Raw genomic sequence first — 22,810 nt, forward strand, 5'->3', positions numbered from 1 at the left:
CATCAGGCTATTAATCAAATCTGCACTTTTGCACATAACGCCATGACACCCATACAAGCCCTTCAACAATATTTCGGATACAACCAGTTCAGGCATTCGCAGGAAGCTATTATTGACCATGTTTTAAATAAGCAGGATACCATGGTGCTGATGCCTACCGGCGGTGGTAAATCGCTTTGCTACCAGTTGCCTGCGGTTTTAATGCAGGGGCTAACTATTGTAATATCGCCGTTGATAGCTTTAATGAAAGACCAGGTGGATAGCCTTAACCTTACCGGCATCCCGGCGGCATTCTTAAACTCCAGCCAAAGCCCTGATGAGCAGAAAAATATTGCTATCCGGTTAAAAAACAATGAATTAAGGCTGCTTTATGTAGCGCCCGAGCGCTTGTTTGGCGCCGATAACCGCATGATGGTTTTTTTGAAAACATTAAACGTAGTGCAGATAGCCATTGATGAAGCGCATTGCATCTCGCAATGGGGGCATGATTTCAGGCCGGAGTACCTGATGCTGGCCGGCTTAAAAAGTGAATTCCCGGGGGTGCCGGTGATCGCCCTTACCGCCACTGCCGACAAGCTTACCCAAAAGGATATCCTGGAGAAGCTTAACCTGCATAAACCGGCCGTTTTTATATCGTCTTTTAACCGCGAAAATATCACCTATCGCGTTCATCCTAAAAAGAACAGTTTTAGCCAGCTTTTATCCTTTTTAGAGGCGAAAAAAGGTGATTCGGGGATCATTTATTGTCTTTCGCGTAAGTCGACAGAGGCTTTAGCCGACGATCTGAAGGATGCGGGTTATGCAGCGGCGGCCTATCATGCCGGTTTAACAAACGACGTAAAAGCCCGCAACCAGGAGGCATTTTTAAAAGACGAGATTAAGATCATTGTGGCAACTATTGCCTTTGGGATGGGCATCAACAAAAGCAATGTGCGTTATGTAGTGCATATGGACCTGCCCAAGAACATCGAAGGTTATTACCAGGAAACCGGCCGCGCAGGCCGGGACGGCCTGGCTTCGAATGCACTTTTGCTTTATTCGCCTGGTGATGCCATTAAGCTGCGCAGCTTTGCCACGGTAGAAAACAATAAAGAGCAAAGCGCCATTATGCTTAAAAAGCTGGATGATATGGTAAATTATTGCCAGCTGCATGCCTGCCGCCGCCAGTTTTTAATGCATTATTTTGACGAGCAGTTTCCGGACAATTGCGGTTCCTGCGACTTTTGCCTGAGCGAGTTCACTAAATTCGACGGAACTTTGATCGCCCAAAAGGCATTGTCGGCTGTTACCCGGTTAAAAGAGCGGTTTGGTGCTAATTACCTGATCGATTTTCTGCGTGGCTCCAGAAGTGAAAAGATCTGGGCAGAACACAAAAGCCTTAAAACCTATGGTGCCGGTGCCGATATCAGCAAGGCCGATTGGCAGCGCTACCTGCGCGAATTGATCTCGCAGGGGTTTTTACGTGTAAGCGAAGATGGTTATTCTGCCATGCAACTCACCCCAAAAAGTGAGGCCGTTTTAAAGGGCGATCTAAAGGTTGAACTGATAGCCTCGCAGGTTACCGACGAGCAGGAACACGAGGAATTGAACTATGAAGCTGAATTGCTGGCCGATCTGCGCCATAAACGCCAGGAAATCGCCATCGGCGAAAACCTGCCGCCCTACATCATCTTATCTGATACTACCCTGCTGGAATTGGCCACCTACTTGCCACAAAAGATGGATGAGATACGTTTGATCTCTGGTTTTGGAGATGTGAAGCTGGCCAAATACGGGCGCGATTTTTTAGCCATCATCAATAATTACAGCGCAGCTAAAGGCCTCTCATCCCGCATTAAACAAAATGCTATAAAGCGCGAGCGCAAGGCCAAGCCACGAAGCGGTAAATTATCAGACACTTTCCAGGCTACCTATTTATTGTATAAAGAAGGCAAAAACGTTACCGAGATAGCGCAGGAGCGCGGATTATCGCCAACCACAATTGAGGGGCATTTAAGCCGTTATATACAAACCGGCGAACTGGATGTGTACAACTTTGTTAATGAAAGCAAGATCCCAGCCATACAGGATGCGGTTGAAAAATATGGCAGCGCCATGCTTTCGCCCATTAAAGAGGTTTTGGGCGATGGCTACAGTTACGGCGAGATTAAGGCCGTTATTGCCTGGATGAACAAAGAAGCGTAATTTAGATTGCAGATTAACCATGAAAACAACTACCGAAGAGTTATACCAATTATTTACCCAGCATCCAATTATCAGTACCGATACGCGCAAAATTGCACCGGGCAGCCTGTTTTTTGCACTAAAAGGCGATAAATTTGATGCTAACACTTTTGCACAGCAAGCTATTAAAGCAGGTGCCGCCTACGCCGTTATCGATAACAAGGATTACGCCTTGAGCGAACAATTTTTACTGGTTGATGATGTGTTAACCGCCCTGCAAAACCTGGCCAGGTACCACCGCGGCCAATTAACCATCCCGGTTATAGGGCTTACAGGCACAAACGGTAAAACCACCACCAAAGAGCTGATCAATGCCGTGCTGTCGCAAAAGTTTAAAACGCTGGCCACGCAGGGTAATTTAAATAACCATATTGGCGTACCGTTAACTATCCTTACGATTGATCGTACGCATGAGATGGCAGTGATAGAAATGGGGGCTAATCATCAAAAAGAAATTGCACTGCTTTGCACAATTGCCCGGCCAACACACGGCCTGATAACCAATGTAGGTAAGGCACATTTAGAAGGTTTTGGCGGTGTGGAGGGCGTAAAAAAGGGCAAGGGAGAATTATATGATTATCTGGCACAGGCCGATGATGCCGTTGCCTTTGTAAACAGCGATGATAAGGTGCTGGTAGAAATGCAACAGGCACGTACCTTAAAAAATGTAATTTATTATGGCAAAAACAGCAGCCCGGATAACCTGGTTAGCGGCAAACTGCTGGATAACTCGCCGCTCCTCACCCTAAAGTGGCATGACAAAACAAGCTCGTCACACAATGTACAATCGCAGTTAACGGGTTCTTACAACCTGGATAATATTTTGGCGGCGATCTGTATCGGCCGCCTCTTCGGGCTGGATTCTGACGAGATCAATCAAGGGATAGAGGGCTATCAGCCTAAAAACAACCGTTCGCAGATCATGAAAACGGCTACTAACATCCTCATCTGTGATTTTTATAACGCCAACCCCAGCAGCATGTTTGTGGCGATAGAAAATATGGATAAACTGCAGGCGGCCCGTAAAGTGATGATATTGGGCGATATGTTTGAGATGGGGGCCGAGTCTGCCGTGGAGCATACCCTGGTTATTCAAAAAGCCCTGGGCGCCCAGGTAGATGAGCGCATTTTTATCGGTAAAGATTTTTCGAGCCAGCAAACAGAGGTGGATAACACTAATTTGATCCATACCACTTTTTACTTAACTGCCGAGGATGCCATGATCGGTTTGAAACAAAACCCTATCAGCAATGCCACCGTTTTAATAAAAGGATCAAGAGGTATGGCTTTGGAGCGATTGGTGGAGTTGTTTTAAAATTAAAAAAAATGTAAATTTGAATATGAGCACAATTGTAGTACATACAGAAACCGAAGAACAGGAAAAAGCCGTTAAAGCTGCTCTAAAATCACTTCACGTATCTTTTGAAGATGAAGTAGATGAAACAGAATACATCAACTCGTCTCCCGCAATGATTGCAAGAATTGAACAGGCAGAAAAAGATATTGCGGCAGGTAAAATTGTAAAGGTTGATATCGATAGCCTGTGGAAATAGCATTTACGCCCCAAGCTATTGAAGATTTGGAGTTTTGGAATAAATCTGGTAATAAAATTATTCAAAAAAGAATACAGGCGTTAATGGTTTCTATACAAGCAACACCATATGAAGGGATAGGTAAACCAGAAGCTTTAAAACATAATCTTTCGGGAAAGTGGAGCAGGCGAATCAATCATGAACATCGTTTGCTTTATGTTGTAAATGATACCGAAATAACTATATTGGCATTACGCTTTCATTATTAAGTGCTAACATCGCCACCTCTTCACCCACCAAAGTACCCATAGCTACCCCCATGCCGTTACAGCGCACGGCGCAAAAAATATTTGGCTCCAGCTGCTTTACTATCGGGCTTATCTCGTCACCAAAACCCATGATACCGCTCCACCAGTAATCAATTTCGGCATTCCGACCGGGCAGGATAACTTCATTCAGGTAATCAGTCAGCTTTTGTTGTATAGTATTGGTATGCCCAAATTCCGGTGTTTCTTCCGCAGCAAAATCAAGGTTACGGCCGCCCCCAAAAAGCACCCGCCCATTGATGTTCCTGAAATAATAATAGCCTTCCTGAAAATGATAGGTTCCTTTAAGTTTTAAACCCGGTATTGGTTTGGTAACCAGCACTTGCCCCCGGCCGGGTGTAACCTGCAGTTGCGGGTAAAGCTGTTTGGCAAAGGCATTGGTAGCCATAATTACTTTTTTTGCCTTAAAGTTTCCCTGCGGAGAAAGGATCCGGATCTGCTCGACTTCATTACAGATAGCAGAAACCGCGCACCCGTTTAACACCATTACATCCTGCTGATAACATTTATGCAGCAAGGCCCGCATCATTTTGCCGGTATGTATCTGCCCTTCAAACGGGTTATAAATCATTCGGCTTACACCCGCAAAGCCAAAACCTGCAATTTTAGCATCAGCAACTGCATAAATGTCAGGCCCATCAATAACCGGGTTTAATAATTTATTTAACCGGGCTATATTATCAACCGCTTCCGCAGCCTTTAATTCTTCACCCTGCATAAAAAGCTCATAGCCGCCATGCTGGCAATAGTCGATATTTTCATCGCCCAGCTTTTGGCGAAGGCGTTGCAAACCGCGCCATTTATAATTGGCCAACCGGGCAACGTCATCCTCTGCCGTATGTTTTAAGGCCTCCAACAATTCCGAAACCGTACCAAAACAGGCAAAACCGGCATTTTTAGTGCTTGCACCACTTGGTAAAAAGCCGCGTTCTAAAACCAGCACCTTCAAAGCCGGCTCGCAGGTTTTTAAATGCAAGGCAGCACTTAGGCCAACAATACCGCTGCCAATGATGATTATATCGGCGTTATCAATAAATGTGGTACGCTCCCAGTAAGAGAAATTATCGTTGTCCATCTATTCAAAAGTAAAAATTCCAAATTCAAAAGCATGCCTGGCGCAATGTATTTGCAACTGCTTTTTAATTAACTGGAATACTTTTTGAAATATGCTGTTACAAAAACTATTGAAGATGATGAACCTACTATTTATATCCTATAATTCGGCCCTGCTGCTCATGATCGTTATTGCTTTGGTGAGTTTTATTGTGCAGGCCCGTTTCAGAAGTAAATTTAAGCAGTATTCAGAAATGCCCCTGCTCTCGGGCTTATCGGGCAAGGATGTAGCCGAGCGGATGCTGAAGGATAACGGCATCTATGATGTTAAAGTTATATCTGTAGATGGCCAGTTAACAGACCATTACAACCCCGGAGATAAGACTGTAAACCTGAGCCCCGATGTTTACCATAGCCGCAGTATTGCCGCAGCCGCTGTTGCCGCGCACGAGTGCGGGCATGCCGTACAGCATGCCAGGGCCTACAGCTGGTTAAGTTTTCGCTCATCTATGGTACCTGTAGTTAACGTGGCATCAACCCTAACCCAATGGACGCTGATGATTGGTATTATGCTGTTATTTTTTACACACAGCCCCTTTGTTTTGGCTATTGGTGTTGGCGCGCTGGCACTGGTAACACTTTTTAGCTTTATTACTTTACCTGTAGAATTTGACGCCAGCAATCGCGCGCTGGCCTGGCTGAATAATAACTACACTATTATGCAAACACGCGAGGAGCACGACCAAGCCAAGGACGCACTTTGGTGGGCAGCTATGACCTACGTTGTGGCGGCTTTAAGTTCGTTGGCAACATTGGTTTATTACGCCTCGTTTTTGTTTAACAGAAGGGATTAAGCAGGGCGATAATTATAATTTCAAATAATTTATTTTTAAGTGTAGCATTAACACTAAAGCCTGCGTAATGGCATTAATCGTTCTATTGATTTTTGCATTACAACGTATTGCATGCCATTTGAGATAGCTGGCCAGCTTCTTCAGGGCACCATAATCTTTAGTTTGATTGTTGTTTAGAAAGGCTGCCCGCCTCCGGGCAGCCTTTTAATATTTAAAAACCGGCGTTTTTTACAAGTAGCTTTTAATGCCATATATTAAATTTAAATACCTGTTAAACCTTACTGCCTCATGCTAATCCTAAGGATGGTGCAGCAAGCGGCATCAGATCAATCCTTATCTTAATTTTAGCATAATGCCCGTTAAAAATGTTTTTTTATCTGTACTGTTAGTAGCATTCTGTTTTTTTTGCCAGGCGCAGGATGCTTATAAACTCAACCTAAGGGTTACCGGCCGCAATGCCTATTTATCATCTATACATTTTAACTCTCCTGATTTAACCGTTTATATCGACCCAGTGGGCCGGCTTATACAAGATTATGATGTCCGCGTTAACGATTACTACGACGGCATTGATGACGATGGCCACAATACCCGCTTTACAACCATTAATAGCCTTGGAATTGAACACTATACAAATTTTGATTGGAACGAATTGCGCGGAAAAATAAAAACAATAGGCGGCCTAACCGTTATGTATTACGACAGATTTGACCGCGACGAATTAATTGGTAAAATAAAATCTATCGGCGATATAAAGTTTATTTATTATGACCGATTTGACCGGGATGAACTATTGGGTAAAATAAAATCAATTGGCGATACACACATAACTTATTATGACCGATTTGATGATGATGAACTGATAGGTAAGTTAAAAACTGTAGGCAATACCCAAATTACCTATTATGACAGGTTTGATGGCGGTTACAATACCGGAAAGGTTAAGGCCATTAACGGCACAACAGCAAACGTGATCTGGCATCGTCACCTTTAGTTGTGTTATACACAAAAAAGCCCCGGCATTTCTGCCGGGGCGGTGATATCTTGATTTTGCATCTGTTTAATTTAACCTGTACGGTGCAATTAAATAAAACTCGGGGATCTGTACATTAAAAACAGCATTATCCAGCAGGCGCTCCATTTGGTATTCGCCTTTCATGCTGCCCATATCGGTTTTCAGGTTGCAGCCGCTCACATACTCATGCGAATTGCCCGGCTCGATAATGGGCTGCTGGCCAACTACACCTTCGCCTTCCACTTCGCGCTTGGCGCCGTTCGAGTCGAAAATATACCAGTGCCGGCTTACCAGCCGCACGGCGTAATTGCCCATATTCTCTATACTTACCCGGTAGGCAAACATAAAATGGTCGTTCACCGGGTTAGAGTATTCGGGCTGGTAAATTGTTTCAACTGAAACCTTAACACCTTCAGTTATCGTAGTGGCCATTGTTTTATTATTAAAATCTTATATTCAAATATATAGCAAGCGAACAAATATTAAGCCATTTCAAAGGCATATTTTTTTGCTACTTCGCCTAATATATCCATAATCTCTTCTACGGTAGCTGCGGTAACAAGTTTCATCCTAAACTCTTTAAAATCAGGCACACCCTTAAAGTAATTGCTATAGTGTCGGCGCATTTCAAAAATACCGGTGCGCGGCCCTTTCCACTCCATAGACTTTTGCAGGTGCGTTTTGCAAACCTCAATACGCTCGGCAATGGTAGGCTTATCTAAATGCTGGCCGGTTTTAAAATAATGCTTAATCTCGCGGAAGATCCACGGATAACCTATGGCGGCACGGCCTATCATCATCCCATCTACCTCGTACTGCATGCGCCATTCGGCAGCCTTCTCGGGCGAATCGATGTCACCATTGCCAAATATCGGGATCCTGATGCGCGGGTTCTTTTTAATATCACGGATCATGCTCCAGTCGGCAACACCTTTATACATTTGCGCACGGGTGCGGCCGTGTATGGTTAGCGCTTTGATACCTACATCCTGCAGGCGCTCGGCAACCTCATATACGTTTTTGGTATTATCATCCCAGCCCAGCCGGGTTTTTACCGTAACCGGTAAATGGGTAGCCCCTACAACCGCTTTGGTCATGGCAACCATTTTATCAATATCCTGCAGCAGGCTGGCACCGGCACCACGGCATGCCACCTGTTTAACCGGGCAGCCATAGTTAATATCCATCAGGTCGGGCCCGGCAAGGGATGCTATTTCGGTAGCTTCGCGCATATGGTCGATATCGCTGCCAAAGATCTGGATGCCTATCGGGCGCTCATACTCAAAAATATCCAGTTTTTGGCGGCTTTTGGCGGCATCGCGTATCAATCCTTCAGACGATATGAACTCCGTGTACATCATATCCGCGCCGTTTTGCTTGCATACATAACGAAACGGCGGATCGCTCACATCCTCCATCGGCGCCAGCAACAGCGGGAATTCTCCTAATTCAATATTTCCTATTTGTACAGACATGCTTATATTTAACCCTGCAAATTTACGAAATTTAAGCTATATGATGAAAAGCACTGTAAATCAAACATCTCCGGCCAGACAATTCCTTTACTTTGTAGTGCTGTTTGCCGGGATATTTGTGTTGTTTAACGTTATTGGCCTCGCCCTTATTGGTTTATTTTACGGGTTTGACCTGTTGATGAACATTGGCCGCCTGAATTTTAGCGACCCGCAAACTGTACCTGCGCTATACCTGCTTCAGATAGTAACCACCACTATTCCGCTTTTTGCAGCACCTGTTGTGTTTGCTTACTGGCTTACCCCAACACCGCGTGCATACTTAAAACCTACACTCAAGTTCCCGCTATGGCTTTGGATAATTGCCTTCTTTGTTATGCTGATATCATCGCCACTTATTGAGCTTTTAAGCAATTTAAACCAGCAAATGGTATTGCCCGGCTGGCTTAACGGCATAGAGCGCTGGATGAAAGAAAGCGAGGAGAACGCCAAACGCATAACCAACGCCATTTTGCAGATGAAAACACCGTTTGATTGTATTAAAAACGTTTTCCTGATAGGCTTTTTAACTGCCATTGCCGAAGAGTTTTTGTTTAGGGGCGGTATGCAAACCATTTTATTGAACTGGATAAAAAAACCACACACCGCCATTTGGGTAACTGCTGCTATTTTCAGCGCGTTCCACCTGGAGTTTTACGGCTTTTTACCACGCATGCTGCTTGGCGCGTTGTTTGGCTACTTTGTTTACTACAGCGGCAGCATCTGGCCCGCTGTATGGGGCCATTTTTTAAATAACGCTACTGCTGTAATTGCAACTTATTTATATCAGCAAAAACAAATAAAGCTAAACCCCGATGCGCAGAACATTTTTAGTTGGTGGCAATATGTATTTAGCGCGGTAATTATTTTAGTTTTGCTATTAGTTTATAAAAAGGTAGCACAGGGCAAGCAAAACCCTGCATTAAATGGAGAAGAATTGGGTTAAGATCTTTACATCTTCAAATTATTATCAGTCGGAAATTGTGAAACAGGTGCTTACCGGGTACCAGATAGACGCGGTATTGCTAAACCGGCAGGCATCATCACACCAGGCTTTTGGCGATATTGAAGTGTATGTGCACCAGGAAAACTTTAGCAATGCTATCGAAATAATGATTTTGAACCAGATCAGTTTATGAAAACACGCGCCATAACCGGCTTTTTTTTTATCATCGTAATGGTTGGCTCGGTACTGCTGGGCCACAACGCTTTCGGTGCATTTTATTTGATCCTGAGCCTGCTTTGCCTGCACGAGTTTTACGGCCTTAATATTAAAAGCGGCTTGCAGCCCAACCGGGCATCGGGCTTTGTGAACGCCATTTTTATCTATTCTATTTTTGCCGTAATGGTATATCACGACAGGCCCATATACCACAGCCTGTTGTTTTTACTTACGCTTACCTTTAGCGCCATATTTATACAGGAATTGTTTAAAATAACCGTAGCGCCGCTTACCAATATTGCCTACACGATATTAGGGCTGATATTTGTGACCGTACCCTTTACATTTTTCCATGCACTGGCCTTTATTAACGGGCCGTTTAATTTTCATTATCCGCTGGCATTTTTGCTGATGCTTTGGGCTAATGATACCGGGGCCTATTTGGTGGGGATGAATTTTGGCCGTACCAAGTTATTTGAACGCCACTCGCCTAAAAAAACCTGGGAAGGGTTTATCGGCGGCGTGGTTATCAGCGGCGGTGTGGGTTATCTTATCAGCCTGTATTTCCCGGAGCTCGACTGGAAGCACTGGGTATCTGTAGGCATCCTGATCTCGTTCTTCGGCACCCTGGGCGACCTGATCGAATCGATGTTTAAACGCAGCATCAATGTAAAAGACTCGGGCGGTATATTGCCGGGGCACGGGGGCCTGCTGGATAGGTTTGACGGTTTCCTGCTGGCTGCACCCATTGTTTATACATACTTGTACTTTGTAGTAAATGTTTAATTTTGTAGAAACTTATATATCAATATAATGACTTTTCATAAAGAAGGATATACATCACTTGCCGTAACCGTACTATTTATATTTGTGCTGAATGCACTGATACAATTTTATTTTCCGGATGCGTATGTAGTTAAATGGATCATATACATCCTGTCGTTTTTACTGTTTGTAACTATTGTACAGTTTTTTCGCAGCCCTACCCTACACATCAGCCCCAACGAATTGGAGGTGCTTTGCCCGGCAGACGGCAAAGTTGTTGTAATTGAAGAAACAGATGAGCCTGAATTTTTAAAAGACAGGCGCATACAGCTTTCGGTGTTTATGTCGCCCATAAATGTGCATGTAAACCGCAACCCCATCAGCGGCGTAGTTAAATATTTTAAATACCATCCGGGTAAATACCTGGTGGCATGGCACCCAAAATCATCCACAGAAAACGAGCGTACAACCGTTGTAACCGAGAATAGCAATGGCACACAGATATTGTTCCGCCAGATAGCGGGCGCATTGGCTCGCCGCATTGTATGGTATGTAAAAGAAGGTGATGTGGTGGAGCAAGGCCAGCAATTCGGCTTTATCAAATTTGGATCAAGGGTGGACATTTTTCTGCCTCTGGGCACCAAAATAAATGTAGAACTTAACCAGGTAGTTAAAGGTGGCCGCACAGTTTTAGCCGAACTGACTAACACGCAACCGGCAGCAGAGCTTACATCTGATGTGATAGCGGAAACACATATACCTGACCACACCGAGCCATTATCTGACGCGCACGGTGAAGAAACATTGGTTATTGAGCATGAGGCAGAAAAGGCCAAACCCGCAGCGCCAAAAAAACCGATAGCTAAGGCTAAAGCAGCTGTTACCCCCGCAAAAAAGCCGGCAGCAGCCAAAACCCCCAATAAAAAAGACGATAAATAAATTTCACCTACAGTTATAACAAAGGGCCCTGGTGTAATATACCGGGGCCCTTTGTTTTTAGGCTGATTATTTAACTGCTAATAGTTGAACAGGCTCAATCATCGAGTCGATCAGTCTTAAACTTAGCGCAGCGACTGAAGGCGGCCAATGGTTCGGCAGGCTCACCAGGACATATTCCACCATTACAATCCCACCATGTCCGTCTGAGCTTGTCGAAGACTTGGCAAAGCGGCTAATGGTTCGACAGGCTCACCATGACATTCCTCCACCATGAGAATCCTCACCATGTTAGTCTGAGCATGTCGAAGACTTGGCAAAGCGGCTAATGGTTCGACAGGCTCACCAGGACAGGATACAACATTACAACTCCCTCCATGTTAGTCTGAGCTTGTCGAAGGATTAATAAAGCGGCTAATGGTTCGACAGGCTCACCATGACACATTCCATCATTACAACCCCCACCATGTCAGTCTGAGCTTGTCGAAGACTTGGCAAAGCGGCTAATGGTTCGACAGGCTCATCATGACAGGATAAACAAATATGTCAGTCTGAGCTTGTCGAAGACTTGACAAAGCGGCTAATGGTTCGACAGGCTCACCATAACATATTCTACCATTACAACCCAACACCCTAATGTTATCAGTAACCACCAAAAATATCCGCACAAAAAAAGCCGAACGTTATGGGTTCGGCTTGTCTGTTTTTTTTTAAATTGACTATGCTGCCAGTTGCAGCTCTACTTTATCTATCAGGGCATTAATATCAAAGGGTTTGTGCAATACATCGTTTGGGGCACCATCTTGTACAAGTGCGGCATCCAGGTTATCCTCAGCCGAACAGATAATTACAGGGGTATCTTTAGTAAGCGTGTTCAGTTTTAAAAACTTGCAGATCTCGCGGCCGTCCATTCCGGGCATTTTGGCGTCCATAATCAACAGATCGGGGTGGTTGGCCAACACTTCTTCAATCACATGCTCGCCGTTAGATAGCGAAGATACATCATAGCCGCTGTTCATCAGGATGTAACTCATCACCTCCACTATCAATTCATTATCGTCTACTATTAATATCTTCTTGGTCATGGCTATGTTTTTCAGGAAGTTATACAAAGCACGTGCCGTAATTGCGGGTTGCTGTTAAGCTAAAGGCAATTAGGTTAACCATAGATATAAAACCGCCCGAAATAAAAAAAGAGCACCATGTATTTACATCGTGCTCTTTTTAGCAATTGTGCGGTATTTACCGCATTGGCGGTTTATATGTGGATAAAAAACTCACCGGCAGGGCGGCGTACCTTGGCTGCATGGCTTAAATCATCATCCTGTGCGCGGTAGCCTACTGTGGCAATAACGGTTGCGGTAAGTCCTTTTTCTTTTAAGCCCAGTATCTCGTTAAAACCTGCCGCATCAAAACCTTCCATAGGGCATGCATCAACGCCATGCTCGGCAGCGGCAGCAAGTAAAAAGCCCAGGCCGATATATGCTTGTTTTTGCGCCCAGATCAAAGCCTGTTCTGGTGTGCGAGAGCTTACTGCGCCTACTAACATATTCTCAAAACCTGTTAAGGTTTCGCGCGGAACGTTACGTGTTTGCGCAACATTATCAATGTAATGCTTAACAAAATCAGCGTCAATGTTCGTTTCGGCAGCAAATACGATCAGTTGCGAAGCATCAGTGATCTGCGGCTGGCCATAGCCTGCGGCCTTCAATTTTTCGCGTGTTTCGGCATCTTTTATCACTAACACCCGGTAGTGTTGTAAGCCATATGATGATGGGGCCAGTTGTATGGCATCCAGTAACGTTTGTAAGGTATCGGCCGGGATATTTTTTGCCGTGTCGAATTTTTTAGTGGCATAGCGCCATTTCAATTTATCTAATAAAGCCATGTTTGTTTTGTTTTAATGTGCGGCAAACATAGATGTTTAAACATGCAACACGGTCATATTTAAGTAAATACTACAAAACTGGTAGAGCATTAACTGTACTTAAAATTCATCGGCGGTGGATCGCAGATCGCCGTATGCTTCGCCTGTAAAATGTGCGGTGTTGGTAAACGCATTTATGGTAAAATCCCAGTAAGCGTGCTGGTTGTTCAGATTGTTTACAATGGCCGAGCAACTAAAGGTAAGCCGCAGCTGGTAGGTTATCCGCAGCCTACCCGTTAAAACTTGCGGATCAAACCGTTTGATCTCGAATTGCAGCCCCTCAAACTCTGATGAGCCGAACTTATCCTTATTCTCTTCGGTAAGCGCATTAATTAATAAAGTATATGGCTGGCTGCCGGGCATAAAAACCGTTTGAATAACTGCCAGTAACTGCCTATCATTTTGCGGCAATAAGCAGCCGTCAGGCAGCGCTACATCAAACTTTTCCTGCATTGGGTTAAGGCATACGGTCTTTAAGTTCCTTCACTTTTTCTTTGCCCTCATCTTTCAGCCGGTTCTTTTCGGCTTTGATCTCTTTTTTGGTGCGGCCTGCGGTATCCACATTATCCACACGGTTTTTATAATCGGCCTTTACCTTTTCAATTTCGGCCTTCAGTCGGGCTTTGATGGCATCGTTGGTCTCTTCTATCTTTTTTTCCATCCGTGCTTCGGCCGTATCTTTTTTGCCAAACAGGCGCTGAAAGAAGTTTGGTTTTTTAGGCTCTTCAAAAACGGGCGCTATCCCGGCTACCCCGGTGCCGTCGTCATCATCGGTTTGCTTCATCAGGCTATCGGCAACGGCGGTATCAATCGGGGCAATAATACGGCGCAGGCCTTCGCGCAGGCGCACGCTGTAAAAGCCATAGGCATTGCTATCAGGCTGGGTAAGGCCCTTTTTAGCCATCAGGCGGCCTATCAGGTTAAAGTAGCCATGCAGGCCCTGGCGTAAAGATCCATCCGGCTGAAAGGCGTATAAGCCCGCTTTGGGGTTAGGTACAATGCTGGCCAGGTAAATACTTTCGCCAATGGTTAATTCAGACGGCGATTTGCCGAAATAATACCGGGATGCTTCGCCAATGCCATAAATGCCGCGACCCCATTCAATAATATTAAAATAAACCTCCAGCATGCGGTTTTTGCTCATGATGCGGTTATTTTCTATCAGCCATACGATCAGGATCTCTTCTATCTTGCGCGACAGGGTTTTGTTACGGCTTAAAAACGCATTCTTGATCAGCTGCATAGAGATGGTGCTGCCGCCACGTTTAAACTTCTTTTCCTTAATATCTGTAATGAACGATTTACGGATAGATTCATCCACAAAGCCGCGGTTAGTGTAAAAAGAGGGATCCTCGGCAGTCATCACTGCATTCCGCACGTTTGGCGAGATCTGCTCCAGCGGTGTAAAGTTTACTGCGCCGGGGCCAATGGTATGCGGCGGCATAGGCTTGCCCCTTTCATAAGGCACATAAACAAAAGTATTGTTCAGTTTGCCCAGGTCGGCCTTGCCGTATTTGATGATGCGGAAATCCTTGTCTTTTTGCAGGCTGGAATTAAACACCATATCATCCAGGTGCGCCATGTTCAGCAACATGTTAAGGCTATAGTTGAGCTTTCCTGTTGCCTGTAAACCCTCTAATGATTCAAACATTCCGGTAGGGAAAGATTCGAACAGATCCTGCGCCTTTATCCACCCCGTATTTATCTTAACCTCGTAGATCTTGACCGGGTTAAGCGTATATTTTACATATGGTTTGGCGGTTAGTTTTTTAAGATGAATAACGGACGAACTATCCAGCGATACAAAATTAGGGCCTACAAAAACGTTGGCATCCACAGATCCGCTGGGCACCACCACATCGCTTACGGATAGGCTGGGGTGGTTAAGCAGCAAATTGCGCACACTCCACGAACTGTATATTTTTGTTTCGCCATCGCTATGCTTAACATTACTCAGCTTGGTGCTGATGGTATCAAAGTTCAGCTTCAGTTTAAACTTTTTTTCGATCAGCGGCAACTCCACCTTTTTCCCCTCGGCATACAGATGTACATCAATGTTCTTGTCAGACGGTTGCATCTTACCATCAATATGCCAGGTTGCGGCGCCATCATCCACCTTAATGGTAGATGCCATTTTGCCATCCTTAATAATAGCGGTTGATGCCAGCAGTTTTACTTTTGTGCTATCATCTACAATGCTAACTAAAAAATTATGCAGCGACAGGTTATCGGGGATCTTGTAAAGCACCTCGTTGATCAGGTTGTTGGATAGTTCCGACAGATCAACCTTATTACCCGTGCTGGTGGTATCCTTTTTCTTTTTAAACAAAAAATCGAAGTTTTTAACCCCTTTAATGCTGGTGAGGTTCAGGTGGCCGTCCTGCAACACCACGTCGGCCAGTTTAATATTGCCAAAAACCAGCGGTAAAACCTTAACGCTTACATTGAATTTTTTAACCGAGAACAGGCTGTCGCGCTGAAAAGGCACCACGCTGATATCGGTAAATGCCACCGTACTTAGCCCTATAAATTTGGCCGAGCCTATTTTTACATCTAAATTATAATCTCTTTTTGCTTTTGCCTTAGCTTTGCTGATAGCTTTTTGAAGCAATACCTCGCGTTTAGAATAAGCAACGTACCCACCAATAAGCATAATAACTACTAATATAAGGGCAGTTATACCTGCAATACGGATATATTTGGGGTTAATACGGCGCATAAAAGAATTTTGCTTCAAAACTAAACTAATTATGATGTGGTGCAAACGGATGCAAACTGCAAATTGTTTTTTATAACAACGCATGCTGCAGGCTGTTTTCGTATTTTTGCGATGAAATAAATATGGATTTTACTAAAGAACAAGTTTTACAAGCCCTTGGAAATGTTGAAGAACCGGATCTGAAAAAAGACCTGGTAACCCTCAACATGATCCAGGATATACATATCGACGGGAATAAGTTAAGCTTCTCGGTAGTGCTAACCACACCGGCGTGCCCGCTTAAGGCTTTAATTGAAAACGCCTGCCGTAATGCTATTGCGCATTTTATAAGCAGGGATATTGAGGTTACCGTGAACATGACGTCGCAGGTTACTTCTCAAAAAAACACAGGTGTGCCGGGGGTTAAAAATATTATTGCGGTAGCATCCGGTAAGGGTGGTGTGGGCAAATCAACGGTATCTGTTAACCTGGCGCTGGCACTTTCAAAAACGGGTGCTAAGGTGGGTTTGATAGATGCGGATATTTACGGCCCGTCTATCCCCATTATGTTCGGGCTGGAAGGGCAGCGCCCAAAGGCCACACAAGAAAATGGCAAAACCCGGATAGAGCCGATGGAGAAGTATGGCATCAAATTGCTTTCGATAGGTTTTTTTACCGATCCTAACCAGCCGGTGCCCTGGCGCGGGCCAATGGTATCTACTGCCATAAAACAGCTGTTTAACGATGCCGACTGGGGCGAACTGGATTATTTGGTGATAGACCTGCCGCCGGGTACCGGCGATATCCATATCACGGTTACACAAAGCTTCCCGGTTACGGGGGCGGTTGTGGTAACAACCCCGCAAAAGGTAGCGCTTGCCGATGCTAAAAAGGGCATAGGTATGTTTATGATGCCGGCTATAAATGTGCCTATTATGGGTATTGTAGAAAATATGGCCTACTTTACACCCGAGGAACTGCCCGATAACAAATATTATATATTTGGGCAGGGCGGCGGCCGTAAGCTGGCACAAACCCTTGACGTACCGTTTTTAGGCGAAATACCGTTAATTAAAGGCATCAGCGATTCCGGCGATGCGGGCAAACCTATCGTGCTGGAAGAAAACGGTGTGATGACGGCCGCATTTATGGAAATGGCCCGGCGTGTAGCGCAGCAGGTTTCTATCTGCAACGCACAAAAAGCGGATAACTTAAATGTGGTAAATAATTAATAACTTTACTTTATAATTTAAATATAATGAGTTTAACAGATCAGGTGGAAGCAGCGTTGGATACCATAAGGCCTTACTTAGAGGCAGATGGCGGTAACGTTTCTGTTGAAGAGATCACTCCTGAAAAGGTGGTAAAGCTTAAGTTGCTGGGTTCGTGCGGCTCGTGCCCCATGAGCATCATGACGCTTAAGGCTGGGATTGAACAGGCCATTTTAAAGGCCGTGCCAGAAATTACCGGTATCGAAGCCATCAATTTAACCGCCATTGACGACCCCAATGCCGTGCTTCCCGAAAATTTAAGATAGTGTTAAGAAGTGTTAAATACGGTTATGGATACTTTCAATAACGTATTTTTACCCGCTGTTTAAAACAATTGTGAAACAGCCGGGTAGTAATAATGCGTACGCATACATGAAAAAATTAATTGGCATATTATTTTTACTAAGCTCTTTATCAGCGTTCTCTCAAACCAAAGAGGCGCCGCTGGTACAGTTTACGGGCGTGGTATATAATGCCGATAGCGCCGGCGTAGTGGTGCCTTATGTAAGTGTTACCAATAAAAGCAACCACAACTCGGTTATCATCACCAATTTTAAGGGCTACTTTTCTTTTGTAGTGCATGAGCAGGACTCGCTGCAGTTTACCGCTATAGGCTATGCCCCGGTAACGGTGGTGATACCGGCCAATGTAAAAAGCAAAAGCTATACCGCGCAGATCTTGATCAAGCCGCAGATAACCAACCTGCCGATGGTAAGGGTATTCCCCTGGGCCACAACAGACGAGTTTCGTAAGGACTTTGTAAACGCCAAAATAGCTGATGACGACCTGGAAATAGCTCGCAAGAATATCAGCCGCACATCCATCGTAGCTATGACCAACAGCCTGCCGCGCGATGGGCAGGAGATCCAGTCGGCCAATGCCCAATACATGCACCAGGATATCGTAAACCAGCACTCGCGTACCAACCCGCTGCTTAACCCACTGGCCTGGGGCAGCTTAATTAAATCGATAACCGACGGGGACAGTAAGTAAGGGTTAGTAATTAGAGGCTTGTGATTAGAGATTAGTTTTAAAGCATAAAAAAAGCAGGATATTGATATCCTGCTTTTTTGTTATATAAATTTAGCGATGCTTATCTCTAATTATCTAACCCCAAATCTCTACCTTCCTTTTTTAGCCGCGGGGAATTTCATGCGGTAATCTACATCAACGGCACCTTTAGAAATATCGTTTAGTTTTTTCTCGATAAGGCGTTTGCGCAGGGGGCTTAGTTTATCGGTAAATAGTTTACCTTCTATATGATCGTACTCGTGCTGAATAACGCGGGCTGCCATGCCGGTAAATGTTTCTTCGTGATGTTTCCAGTTCTCGTCGTAGTAAGACATCCGCACGGTTGATTTACGGGTAACATCCTCGCGGATATCCGGGATGCTGAGGCAGCCCTCGTTAAAGGCCCACTCTTCGCCGGTTTCTTCTAAAATGCTGGCATTAATAAATGCTTTCTTAAAATCCTTCAGCTCCGGCTCATCATCATCAAACGGGGTAGCATCAATTACAAACAAACGCATAGACATGCCCACCTGCGGTGCAGCCAGGCCAACGCCGCGCGCGCCATACATGGTATCAAACATGTTGCCTACCAGCTCTTTAATATGCGGGTACTCATCCGGCTCGATAGATGTGGCTTTTTTCCTTAAAACCGGGTCGCCGTATGCTACTATAGGATATTTCATGCTGCAAAAATAGGAGTTTTCTTACTTAGGCTCAAATAATAAGGTTATCATACGGTCATTATCAAATATTTCGTTGCTAATTTCCAGCAGCTGTTCGGCCGTTACAGCATTAATTTTGGCAAAAATATCCTCCAGCGAATCGATACGGTTAAAATCCATCAGGCTTTTGGCCATAGAGATGATCAGGCTCATGCGGCTCTCTTCGGCCAGGGCAATCTGGCCAATAAACTTTTCTTTAGCTTGTTTAAGCTGTATGGTGCCTATCTTATTATCGCGCAGTTTTTTTAATTCTTTATGCACCAGTTTAAGGGCTTTGTCTGCCTTTTCGGCATCGGTACCAAAGTAGATGGAGAAAAGGCCGGTATCGGTTAACGAGGTGTAGTTAGATTCGATGGTGTAGGCAATGCCGTGTTTCTCCCTTATTTCCAGGTTAAGGCGGTTACTCATGCCCATGCCGCCCAAAATATTGTTCAGCAGCAGCAGGCCATACTTGTTTGCATGCGCAGATGGGTACGCCCTGCCGCCCAAAATACAATGTGTTTGCGATATGGGTTTTTGCAGCGCATAAATACCCTGCTGAATGGGCCCGGGCGCTATGCGGTTTTTTTCACTGCTGTTTTCGGGTACGCTGCCAAAATACTTTTCGCACAGCTTTACCAGTTTCTTAAAATCGTAATCGCCGTAAACAGCGAAGATCATTTGGTGGGTATTGTTGTTGGCTGTGATGAATTGTTTAATATCATCGCCATTCAGTATGGCAACACTTTCCGGCGTGCCTAAAATATTGTTGCCAATGGGGTGGCCCTTAAACAGGTACTCCTCAAAATCATCCTGAATGGCCTCTTCGGGCTGGTCCAGGTATGACGAGATCTCGTCCAATATTACGCCGCGCTCCTTCTCCATTTCATCTGCCGGGAAGGTGGAATGGAACAGGATATCCTCAAAAAGGTCAACTGTGCGTTCTAAATGTTGTTTTAACAGCGAAGCATGGATGCAGGTGTATTCTTTAGTGGTATAAGCGTTTAAATCGGCGCCTACCAGTTCCAGCCGGTTCAGTATCTGGGGGGTATTGCGCCTTGCGGTTTCTTTAAACAGCAGATGCTCAATAAAATGGGCCAGACCTTCTTTTTGCGGGAGTTCATCGCGCGAGCCTGCATTGAGCACAAAGCAGCAGTGCGTAATAGGCGAGGGCGAATGTTTAAATAATATGCGGATGCCGTTTGGCAATGTATGTACCTGGTGATCTGTCATAAAAGCTTTAAAGATAGCGTATAAACATGCAATTTGTTTGGCTTTGCGTATGTTTACGGTATGAAATTACAAATAGCCGACCTTGAATTTGAGCCCTTGTATTCGCATGAGGCCATACAGCAGCGTGTTGCCGAAATTGCACAGGATATCAATAACGATTTTGAAGGCCGCCAGCCCATATTTGTAGGCATATTGAATGGCAGCTTTATGTTCGCGTCTGATCTGGTTAAAGAGATTGTGGTACCCTGCGAGGTAACTTTTACTAAGTTGGCTTCATATTTCGGCGGCCTATCCAGCACCCGCACCATTCGCGATGATTTTGATTTGCACGTAAATATCACCGGCAAGGATGTTATCCTGCTGGAAGATATCATTGATAGTGGTAACACCATCAAATACCTGATAGAGAAATTACAGGTGCGTAACCCGGCATCTATAACCGTTTGCACGCTTTTGTTTAAGCCAGATGCTGTGGAGCACAGCATTGAGGAATTAAAATATGTAGCCTTCCAGATCCCCAACAAATTTGTAGTGGGCTATGGTTTGGATTACAAAGAACTGGGCCGGAATTTGCGCGGGATATATAGTAAAATTGGGTAGCGGCTGGGTGGTTGATCCGGGCGGTACGCTATCATAGTTATACAAAGAAGCAGGGAGGGGGTTAGGCAGCTGTGGTTATTAATCCCTTCCTGCTATTATAAACGCCTCTCCTCCGTAAGGCGTAATGTAAGCAGCCAACATTTTTTGTGGTATGATAAAGGGTAATTTAAGGTATTATTTAGGGTGATATTAGGGCGCGGATAAGTAAAAGTATGGTTAGCTTTAGCTCATATAACCTTACTTAAACCCACAATGGAAAATTACCTGCACGGCCTTTTGGATGAAGATAACGACCCCGTTATTCAACAGTATTTAAAGTATATTGATAATGGCATCCCCAAGGCTAAAAAAACCAAAAACGTTTTAATCATCGGCGCCGGTATGGCCGGTATGGTTGCCGCCCAGATGCTAAAAAAAGCCGGGCATAAGGTAACCATTGTAGAAGCCAACACCCGCGTGGGCGGCCGCATCAAAACCTTCCGCAACACAAAGGACAAGCAGTACTTTGAAGACGACAGCGTGTATGGAGAGGCCGGCGCCATGCGCATCCCCACTATTCATCAGATGGTGTTTAAATACATCGAGCAGTTAAAGCTTAAAACAGAGCCTTTTTATTATGTATCGGTAGATAAAGCACAGGCCATAGCCTACCGCACAGATCCTAAAGTTGTGGTATCCAAAACACGCAATTCGCTTTTTTATGTGAATTACAACCGCGTGGTACAAAAAGACTATTTTAAAGATGGAGCCAATATTAACGAACTGCTTGATTATAACCTGGAAACCAGCAAGCAAAACTTGTATGAAAACCAGCGTGCCGATATATTGCTGGCAAACGTTTTAAACCCGCTTAAGGCTTTTATAGCGCAAAACCCCACCAAAAACTGGCCTTTGCTGATACAACGTTACGGCGAATACTCGATGAGGCGGTTTTTGGTAGAGCAAACTTTGTATTCTGATAATGCCATTGAGATGATAGGGGTGCTGCAAAACCTGGAATCGCGCATGGCGTATGATTTTCTGCAGAGCTTTATCGAATCTAACATCATTAAGGATACTACCGAATTTAAGCAAATAGTAGGCGGAACCGACCTGCTGACCACCGAGTTTTTTAAAGCACACAAGTTAAAAGAGAACACTTATTTTGACTGCCGCGTAACCGACCTGTTTATTGATAAAACCACCAATAAGATCAAAGTAAATACACACGTAGAGGTGGAGCGCGACCCTGAATTTTACAAAAAAGCGGGCTTCGAAAAAATGCCGACGCCTATTGAAGACCTGGGGTTTGATGAAGTGATCGTAACTATCCCTTTCTCGGCATTGCGGCACGTGTATGTTACCCCGGGCTTTAGCCAGTTAAAACGTAAGGCCATCCGCGAATTGCATTATGATTCGGCCACCAAGATCCTGATCGAATTCAGGCAGAAATGGTGGGAAGAGGCACCATACAACATTGTAGGCGGCGGCTCGATAACCGACCTGTCTAACCGTTTTGTGTATTACCCGAGTATGGATATTGGCGGCAAAGGCCATGGTGTGATATTGGCATCATACTGCTGGAGCGACGAGGCAAGCCGATGGGATTCTATGGATGATGACGAGCGTTATTTTTATGCCTTAAAAAACCTGGCCATTTTACATGCACCCAATGACCCTAAAGAACAGGAGCGCATCAAGGACCTGGCCGTAATGACGGTTGACAAAGCAAAACAAGAGGTGAAGCTTACCGGCAAAAAAAGCGTTATTGGCGCGGCAACCCAAAGCTGGATGCGCGACCCTTACGCCTTTGGCGAGGCTGCCATATTTAACCCCGGCCAACTGCATTTGCTGCAAAAGCATATTATAGCAACCGAATGGCATGGCCGCGCACATTTTGCAGGGGAGCACACCTCGCTTAAGCACGCATGGATAGAAGGTGCCATCGAATCGGGCATCCGCACGGCGCTGGAAGTGACCGAAACTATTGGCAGCCTTAATAACCCCAAATAA

Annotated in this window: 23 protein-coding genes and 1 pseudogene; 15 read left to right on the plus strand and 9 right to left on the minus strand. The window is 44.8% G+C overall.

The genetic code is table 11. The features are described 5' to 3' along the window. Positions 1–42: 42 nt before the first annotated feature. The 4 genes from recQ to E2R65_RS08540 are packed head-to-tail and all read left to right on the plus strand — an operon-like array spanning position 43 to position 4,024. On the plus strand, positions 43–2,184 hold the full coding sequence (recQ, locus tag E2R65_RS08525; RefSeq protein WP_134336075.1) for a DNA helicase RecQ: 2,142 nt from the start codon (positions 43–45) through the stop codon (positions 2,182–2,184). Between the two features lie 19 nt (positions 2,185–2,203). After that, positions 2,204–3,538, plus strand: a complete 1,335-nt coding sequence (locus tag E2R65_RS08530; RefSeq protein WP_134336076.1) for a UDP-N-acetylmuramoyl-tripeptide--D-alanyl-D-alanine ligase — start codon at positions 2,204–2,206, stop codon at positions 3,536–3,538. Positions 3,539–3,563: 25 nt separating this feature from the next. Further along, entirely contained in the window at positions 3,564–3,776 is a 213-nt protein-coding gene (locus E2R65_RS08535) for a DUF2683 family protein (RefSeq protein WP_134336077.1), read from the plus strand. Next, positions 3,767–4,024, plus strand: coding sequence for a Txe/YoeB family addiction module toxin (locus E2R65_RS08540; RefSeq protein ID WP_134336078.1), 258 nt, complete (start codon positions 3,767–3,769; stop codon positions 4,022–4,024). Before E2R65_RS08535 ends, E2R65_RS08540 begins: the two co-directional genes overlap by 10 nt. Here the strand turns inward: E2R65_RS08540 and E2R65_RS08545 are convergent. Then, complete coding sequence (locus E2R65_RS08545) at positions 3,996–5,156, minus strand: NAD(P)/FAD-dependent oxidoreductase (RefSeq protein ID WP_134336079.1); 1,161 nt, start codon at positions 5,154–5,156, stop codon at positions 3,996–3,998. The two genes, E2R65_RS08540 and E2R65_RS08545, sit on opposite strands and share 29 nt — an antisense overlap. A 115-nt stretch (positions 5,157–5,271) precedes the next feature. Here E2R65_RS08545 and E2R65_RS08550 point away from each other — a divergent pair, with 115 nt between their 5' ends. Together E2R65_RS08550 and E2R65_RS08555 are read left to right on the plus strand one after the other, a co-directional pair. Further along, positions 5,272–5,988 (plus strand): zinc metallopeptidase, encoded by a 717-nt coding sequence (locus E2R65_RS08550; RefSeq protein WP_134336080.1) that lies wholly within the window; start codon positions 5,272–5,274, stop codon positions 5,986–5,988. A 352-nt stretch (positions 5,989–6,340) separates the two neighbouring features. After that, positions 6,341–6,982, plus strand: a complete 642-nt coding sequence (locus E2R65_RS08555) for a hypothetical protein (RefSeq protein WP_134336081.1) — start codon at positions 6,341–6,343, stop codon at positions 6,980–6,982. 66 nt (positions 6,983–7,048) lie between these two features. Here the strand turns inward: E2R65_RS08555 and apaG are convergent, their stop codons facing one another. Both apaG and dusB read right to left on the minus strand, forming a co-directional pair. Next, the gene (apaG, locus tag E2R65_RS08560) at positions 7,049–7,435 is read right to left on the minus strand and encodes a Co2+/Mg2+ efflux protein ApaG (protein ID WP_134336082.1); all 387 of its coding nucleotides are present in this window, start codon (positions 7,433–7,435) and stop codon (positions 7,049–7,051) included. Between the two features lie 50 nt (positions 7,436–7,485). Next, positions 7,486–8,478 carry a tRNA dihydrouridine synthase DusB gene (gene dusB, locus E2R65_RS08565; RefSeq protein ID WP_134336083.1) on the minus strand — a complete coding sequence of 331 codons (993 nt, stop codon included), beginning with the start codon at positions 8,476–8,478 and terminating at the stop codon, positions 7,486–7,488. Positions 8,479–8,518: 40 nt separating this feature from the next. Between dusB and E2R65_RS08570 the strand changes: the two genes are divergently transcribed. The 4 genes and pseudogenes from E2R65_RS08570 to E2R65_RS08585 all read left to right on the plus strand — a co-directional run. After that, a complete protein-coding gene (locus E2R65_RS08570) occupies positions 8,519–9,460 on the plus strand; it encodes a CPBP family intramembrane glutamic endopeptidase (RefSeq protein ID WP_158285242.1) in 942 nt (313 codons plus the stop codon). Next, positions 9,441–9,653 (plus strand): hypothetical protein, encoded by a 213-nt coding sequence (locus E2R65_RS08575; protein WP_134336085.1) that lies wholly within the window; start codon positions 9,441–9,443, stop codon positions 9,651–9,653. Before E2R65_RS08570 ends, E2R65_RS08575 begins: the two co-directional genes overlap by 20 nt. After that, complete coding sequence (locus tag E2R65_RS08580; protein WP_134336086.1) at positions 9,650–10,462, plus strand: phosphatidate cytidylyltransferase; 813 nt, start codon at positions 9,650–9,652, stop codon at positions 10,460–10,462. The genes E2R65_RS08575 and E2R65_RS08580 overlap by 4 nt, the downstream gene beginning before the upstream one ends. A gap of 27 nt (positions 10,463–10,489) precedes the next feature. Continuing rightward, positions 10,490–11,143, plus strand: a pseudogene (locus E2R65_RS08585) (phosphatidylserine decarboxylase family protein); the annotation flags it as partial. A gap of 953 nt (positions 11,144–12,096) precedes the next feature. Here the strand turns inward: E2R65_RS08585 and E2R65_RS08590 are convergent. The 4 genes from E2R65_RS08590 to E2R65_RS08605 all read right to left on the minus strand — a co-directional run bounded on the left by E2R65_RS08590 (position 12,097) and on the right by E2R65_RS08605 (position 16,041). Then, positions 12,097–12,462 (minus strand): response regulator, encoded by a 366-nt coding sequence (locus tag E2R65_RS08590; RefSeq protein WP_134336087.1) that lies wholly within the window; start codon positions 12,460–12,462, stop codon positions 12,097–12,099. A 173-nt stretch (positions 12,463–12,635) separates the two neighbouring features. Beyond that, on the minus strand, positions 12,636–13,265 hold the full coding sequence (locus E2R65_RS08595) for an NAD(P)H-dependent oxidoreductase (protein WP_134336088.1): 630 nt from the start codon (positions 13,263–13,265) through the stop codon (positions 12,636–12,638). A gap of 99 nt (positions 13,266–13,364) precedes the next feature. Continuing rightward, positions 13,365–13,757, minus strand: coding sequence for a hypothetical protein (locus E2R65_RS08600; protein ID WP_134336089.1), 393 nt, complete (start codon positions 13,755–13,757; stop codon positions 13,365–13,367). 4 nt (positions 13,758–13,761) lie between these two features. Further along, positions 13,762–16,041: a transglycosylase domain-containing protein gene (locus E2R65_RS08605; RefSeq protein ID WP_229704625.1), complete on the minus strand. Its 2,280-nt coding sequence runs from the start codon at positions 16,039–16,041 to the stop codon at positions 13,762–13,764. 104 nt (positions 16,042–16,145) lie between these two features. On the opposite strand from E2R65_RS08605, the gene E2R65_RS08610 reads away from it, so the two are divergent. The 3 genes from E2R65_RS08610 to E2R65_RS08620 all read left to right on the plus strand — a co-directional run bounded on the left by E2R65_RS08610 (position 16,146) and on the right by E2R65_RS08620 (position 18,266). Further along, positions 16,146–17,234, plus strand: coding sequence for an Mrp/NBP35 family ATP-binding protein (locus E2R65_RS08610; RefSeq protein WP_134336090.1), 1,089 nt, complete (start codon positions 16,146–16,148; stop codon positions 17,232–17,234). A gap of 26 nt (positions 17,235–17,260) precedes the next feature. After that, entirely contained in the window at positions 17,261–17,539 is a 279-nt protein-coding gene (locus tag E2R65_RS08615; RefSeq protein ID WP_134336091.1) for a NifU family protein, read from the plus strand. 106 nt (positions 17,540–17,645) lie between these two features. Further along, a complete protein-coding gene (locus tag E2R65_RS08620) occupies positions 17,646–18,266 on the plus strand; it encodes a carboxypeptidase-like regulatory domain-containing protein (RefSeq protein WP_134336092.1) in 621 nt (206 codons plus the stop codon). Positions 18,267–18,394: 128 nt separating this feature from the next. Here the strand turns inward: E2R65_RS08620 and def are convergent, their stop codons facing one another. Beyond that, entirely contained in the window at positions 18,395–18,967 is a 573-nt protein-coding gene (gene def, locus E2R65_RS08625) for a peptide deformylase (RefSeq protein ID WP_134336093.1), read from the minus strand. A gap of 21 nt (positions 18,968–18,988) precedes the next feature. Further along, on the minus strand, positions 18,989–20,218 hold the full coding sequence (locus E2R65_RS08630; RefSeq protein ID WP_134336094.1) for a M16 family metallopeptidase: 1,230 nt from the start codon (positions 20,216–20,218) through the stop codon (positions 18,989–18,991). 60 nt (positions 20,219–20,278) lie between these two features. Here E2R65_RS08630 and hpt point away from each other — a divergent pair, with 60 nt between their 5' ends. Continuing rightward, complete coding sequence (gene hpt / locus E2R65_RS08635; protein ID WP_134336095.1) at positions 20,279–20,818, plus strand: hypoxanthine phosphoribosyltransferase; 540 nt, start codon at positions 20,279–20,281, stop codon at positions 20,816–20,818. A 252-nt stretch (positions 20,819–21,070) separates the two neighbouring features. Then, positions 21,071–22,810: a flavin monoamine oxidase family protein gene (locus tag E2R65_RS08640; RefSeq protein ID WP_134336096.1), complete on the plus strand. Its 1,740-nt coding sequence runs from the start codon at positions 21,071–21,073 to the stop codon at positions 22,808–22,810.

This window comes from Mucilaginibacter phyllosphaerae, from assembly GCF_004378255.1.
Classification (GTDB): domain Bacteria; phylum Bacteroidota; class Bacteroidia; order Sphingobacteriales; family Sphingobacteriaceae; genus Mucilaginibacter; species Mucilaginibacter phyllosphaerae.

Bases quoted from the DNA above. Each gene is read 5' to 3' on its own strand.
- recQ (WP_134336075.1), top strand. From the start codon at position 43: ATGACACCCATACAAGCCCTTCAACAATATTTCGGATACAACCAGTTC.
- E2R65_RS08530 (WP_134336076.1), top strand. From the start codon at position 2,204: ATGAAAACAACTACCGAAGAGTTATACCAATTATTTACCCAGCATCCA.
- E2R65_RS08535 (WP_134336077.1), top strand. From the start codon at position 3,564: ATGAGCACAATTGTAGTACATACAGAAACCGAAGAACAGGAAAAAGCC.
- E2R65_RS08545 (WP_134336079.1), bottom strand. From the start codon at position 5,156: ATGGACAACGATAATTTCTCTTACTGGGAGCGTACCACATTTATTGAT.
- E2R65_RS08550 (WP_134336080.1), top strand. From the start codon at position 5,272: ATGATGAACCTACTATTTATATCCTATAATTCGGCCCTGCTGCTCATG.
- E2R65_RS08555 (WP_134336081.1), top strand. From the start codon at position 6,341: ATGCCCGTTAAAAATGTTTTTTTATCTGTACTGTTAGTAGCATTCTGT.
- apaG (WP_134336082.1), bottom strand. From the start codon at position 7,435: ATGGCCACTACGATAACTGAAGGTGTTAAGGTTTCAGTTGAAACAATT.
- dusB (WP_134336083.1), bottom strand. From the start codon at position 8,478: ATGTCTGTACAAATAGGAAATATTGAATTAGGAGAATTCCCGCTGTTG.
- E2R65_RS08570 (WP_158285242.1), top strand. From the start codon at position 8,519: ATGATGAAAAGCACTGTAAATCAAACATCTCCGGCCAGACAATTCCTT.
- E2R65_RS08575 (WP_134336085.1), top strand. From the start codon at position 9,441: ATGGAGAAGAATTGGGTTAAGATCTTTACATCTTCAAATTATTATCAG.
- E2R65_RS08580 (WP_134336086.1), top strand. From the start codon at position 9,650: ATGAAAACACGCGCCATAACCGGCTTTTTTTTTATCATCGTAATGGTT.
- E2R65_RS08590 (WP_134336087.1), bottom strand. From the start codon at position 12,462: ATGACCAAGAAGATATTAATAGTAGACGATAATGAATTGATAGTGGAG.
- E2R65_RS08595 (WP_134336088.1), bottom strand. From the start codon at position 13,265: ATGGCTTTATTAGATAAATTGAAATGGCGCTATGCCACTAAAAAATTC.
- E2R65_RS08600 (WP_134336089.1), bottom strand. From the start codon at position 13,757: ATGCAGGAAAAGTTTGATGTAGCGCTGCCTGACGGCTGCTTATTGCCG.
- E2R65_RS08610 (WP_134336090.1), top strand. From the start codon at position 16,146: ATGGATTTTACTAAAGAACAAGTTTTACAAGCCCTTGGAAATGTTGAA.
- E2R65_RS08615 (WP_134336091.1), top strand. From the start codon at position 17,261: ATGAGTTTAACAGATCAGGTGGAAGCAGCGTTGGATACCATAAGGCCT.
- E2R65_RS08620 (WP_134336092.1), top strand. From the start codon at position 17,646: ATGAAAAAATTAATTGGCATATTATTTTTACTAAGCTCTTTATCAGCG.
- def (WP_134336093.1), bottom strand. From the start codon at position 18,967: ATGAAATATCCTATAGTAGCATACGGCGACCCGGTTTTAAGGAAAAAA.
- E2R65_RS08630 (WP_134336094.1), bottom strand. From the start codon at position 20,218: ATGACAGATCACCAGGTACATACATTGCCAAACGGCATCCGCATATTA.
- hpt (WP_134336095.1), top strand. From the start codon at position 20,279: ATGAAATTACAAATAGCCGACCTTGAATTTGAGCCCTTGTATTCGCAT.
- E2R65_RS08640 (WP_134336096.1), top strand. From the start codon at position 21,071: ATGGAAAATTACCTGCACGGCCTTTTGGATGAAGATAACGACCCCGTT.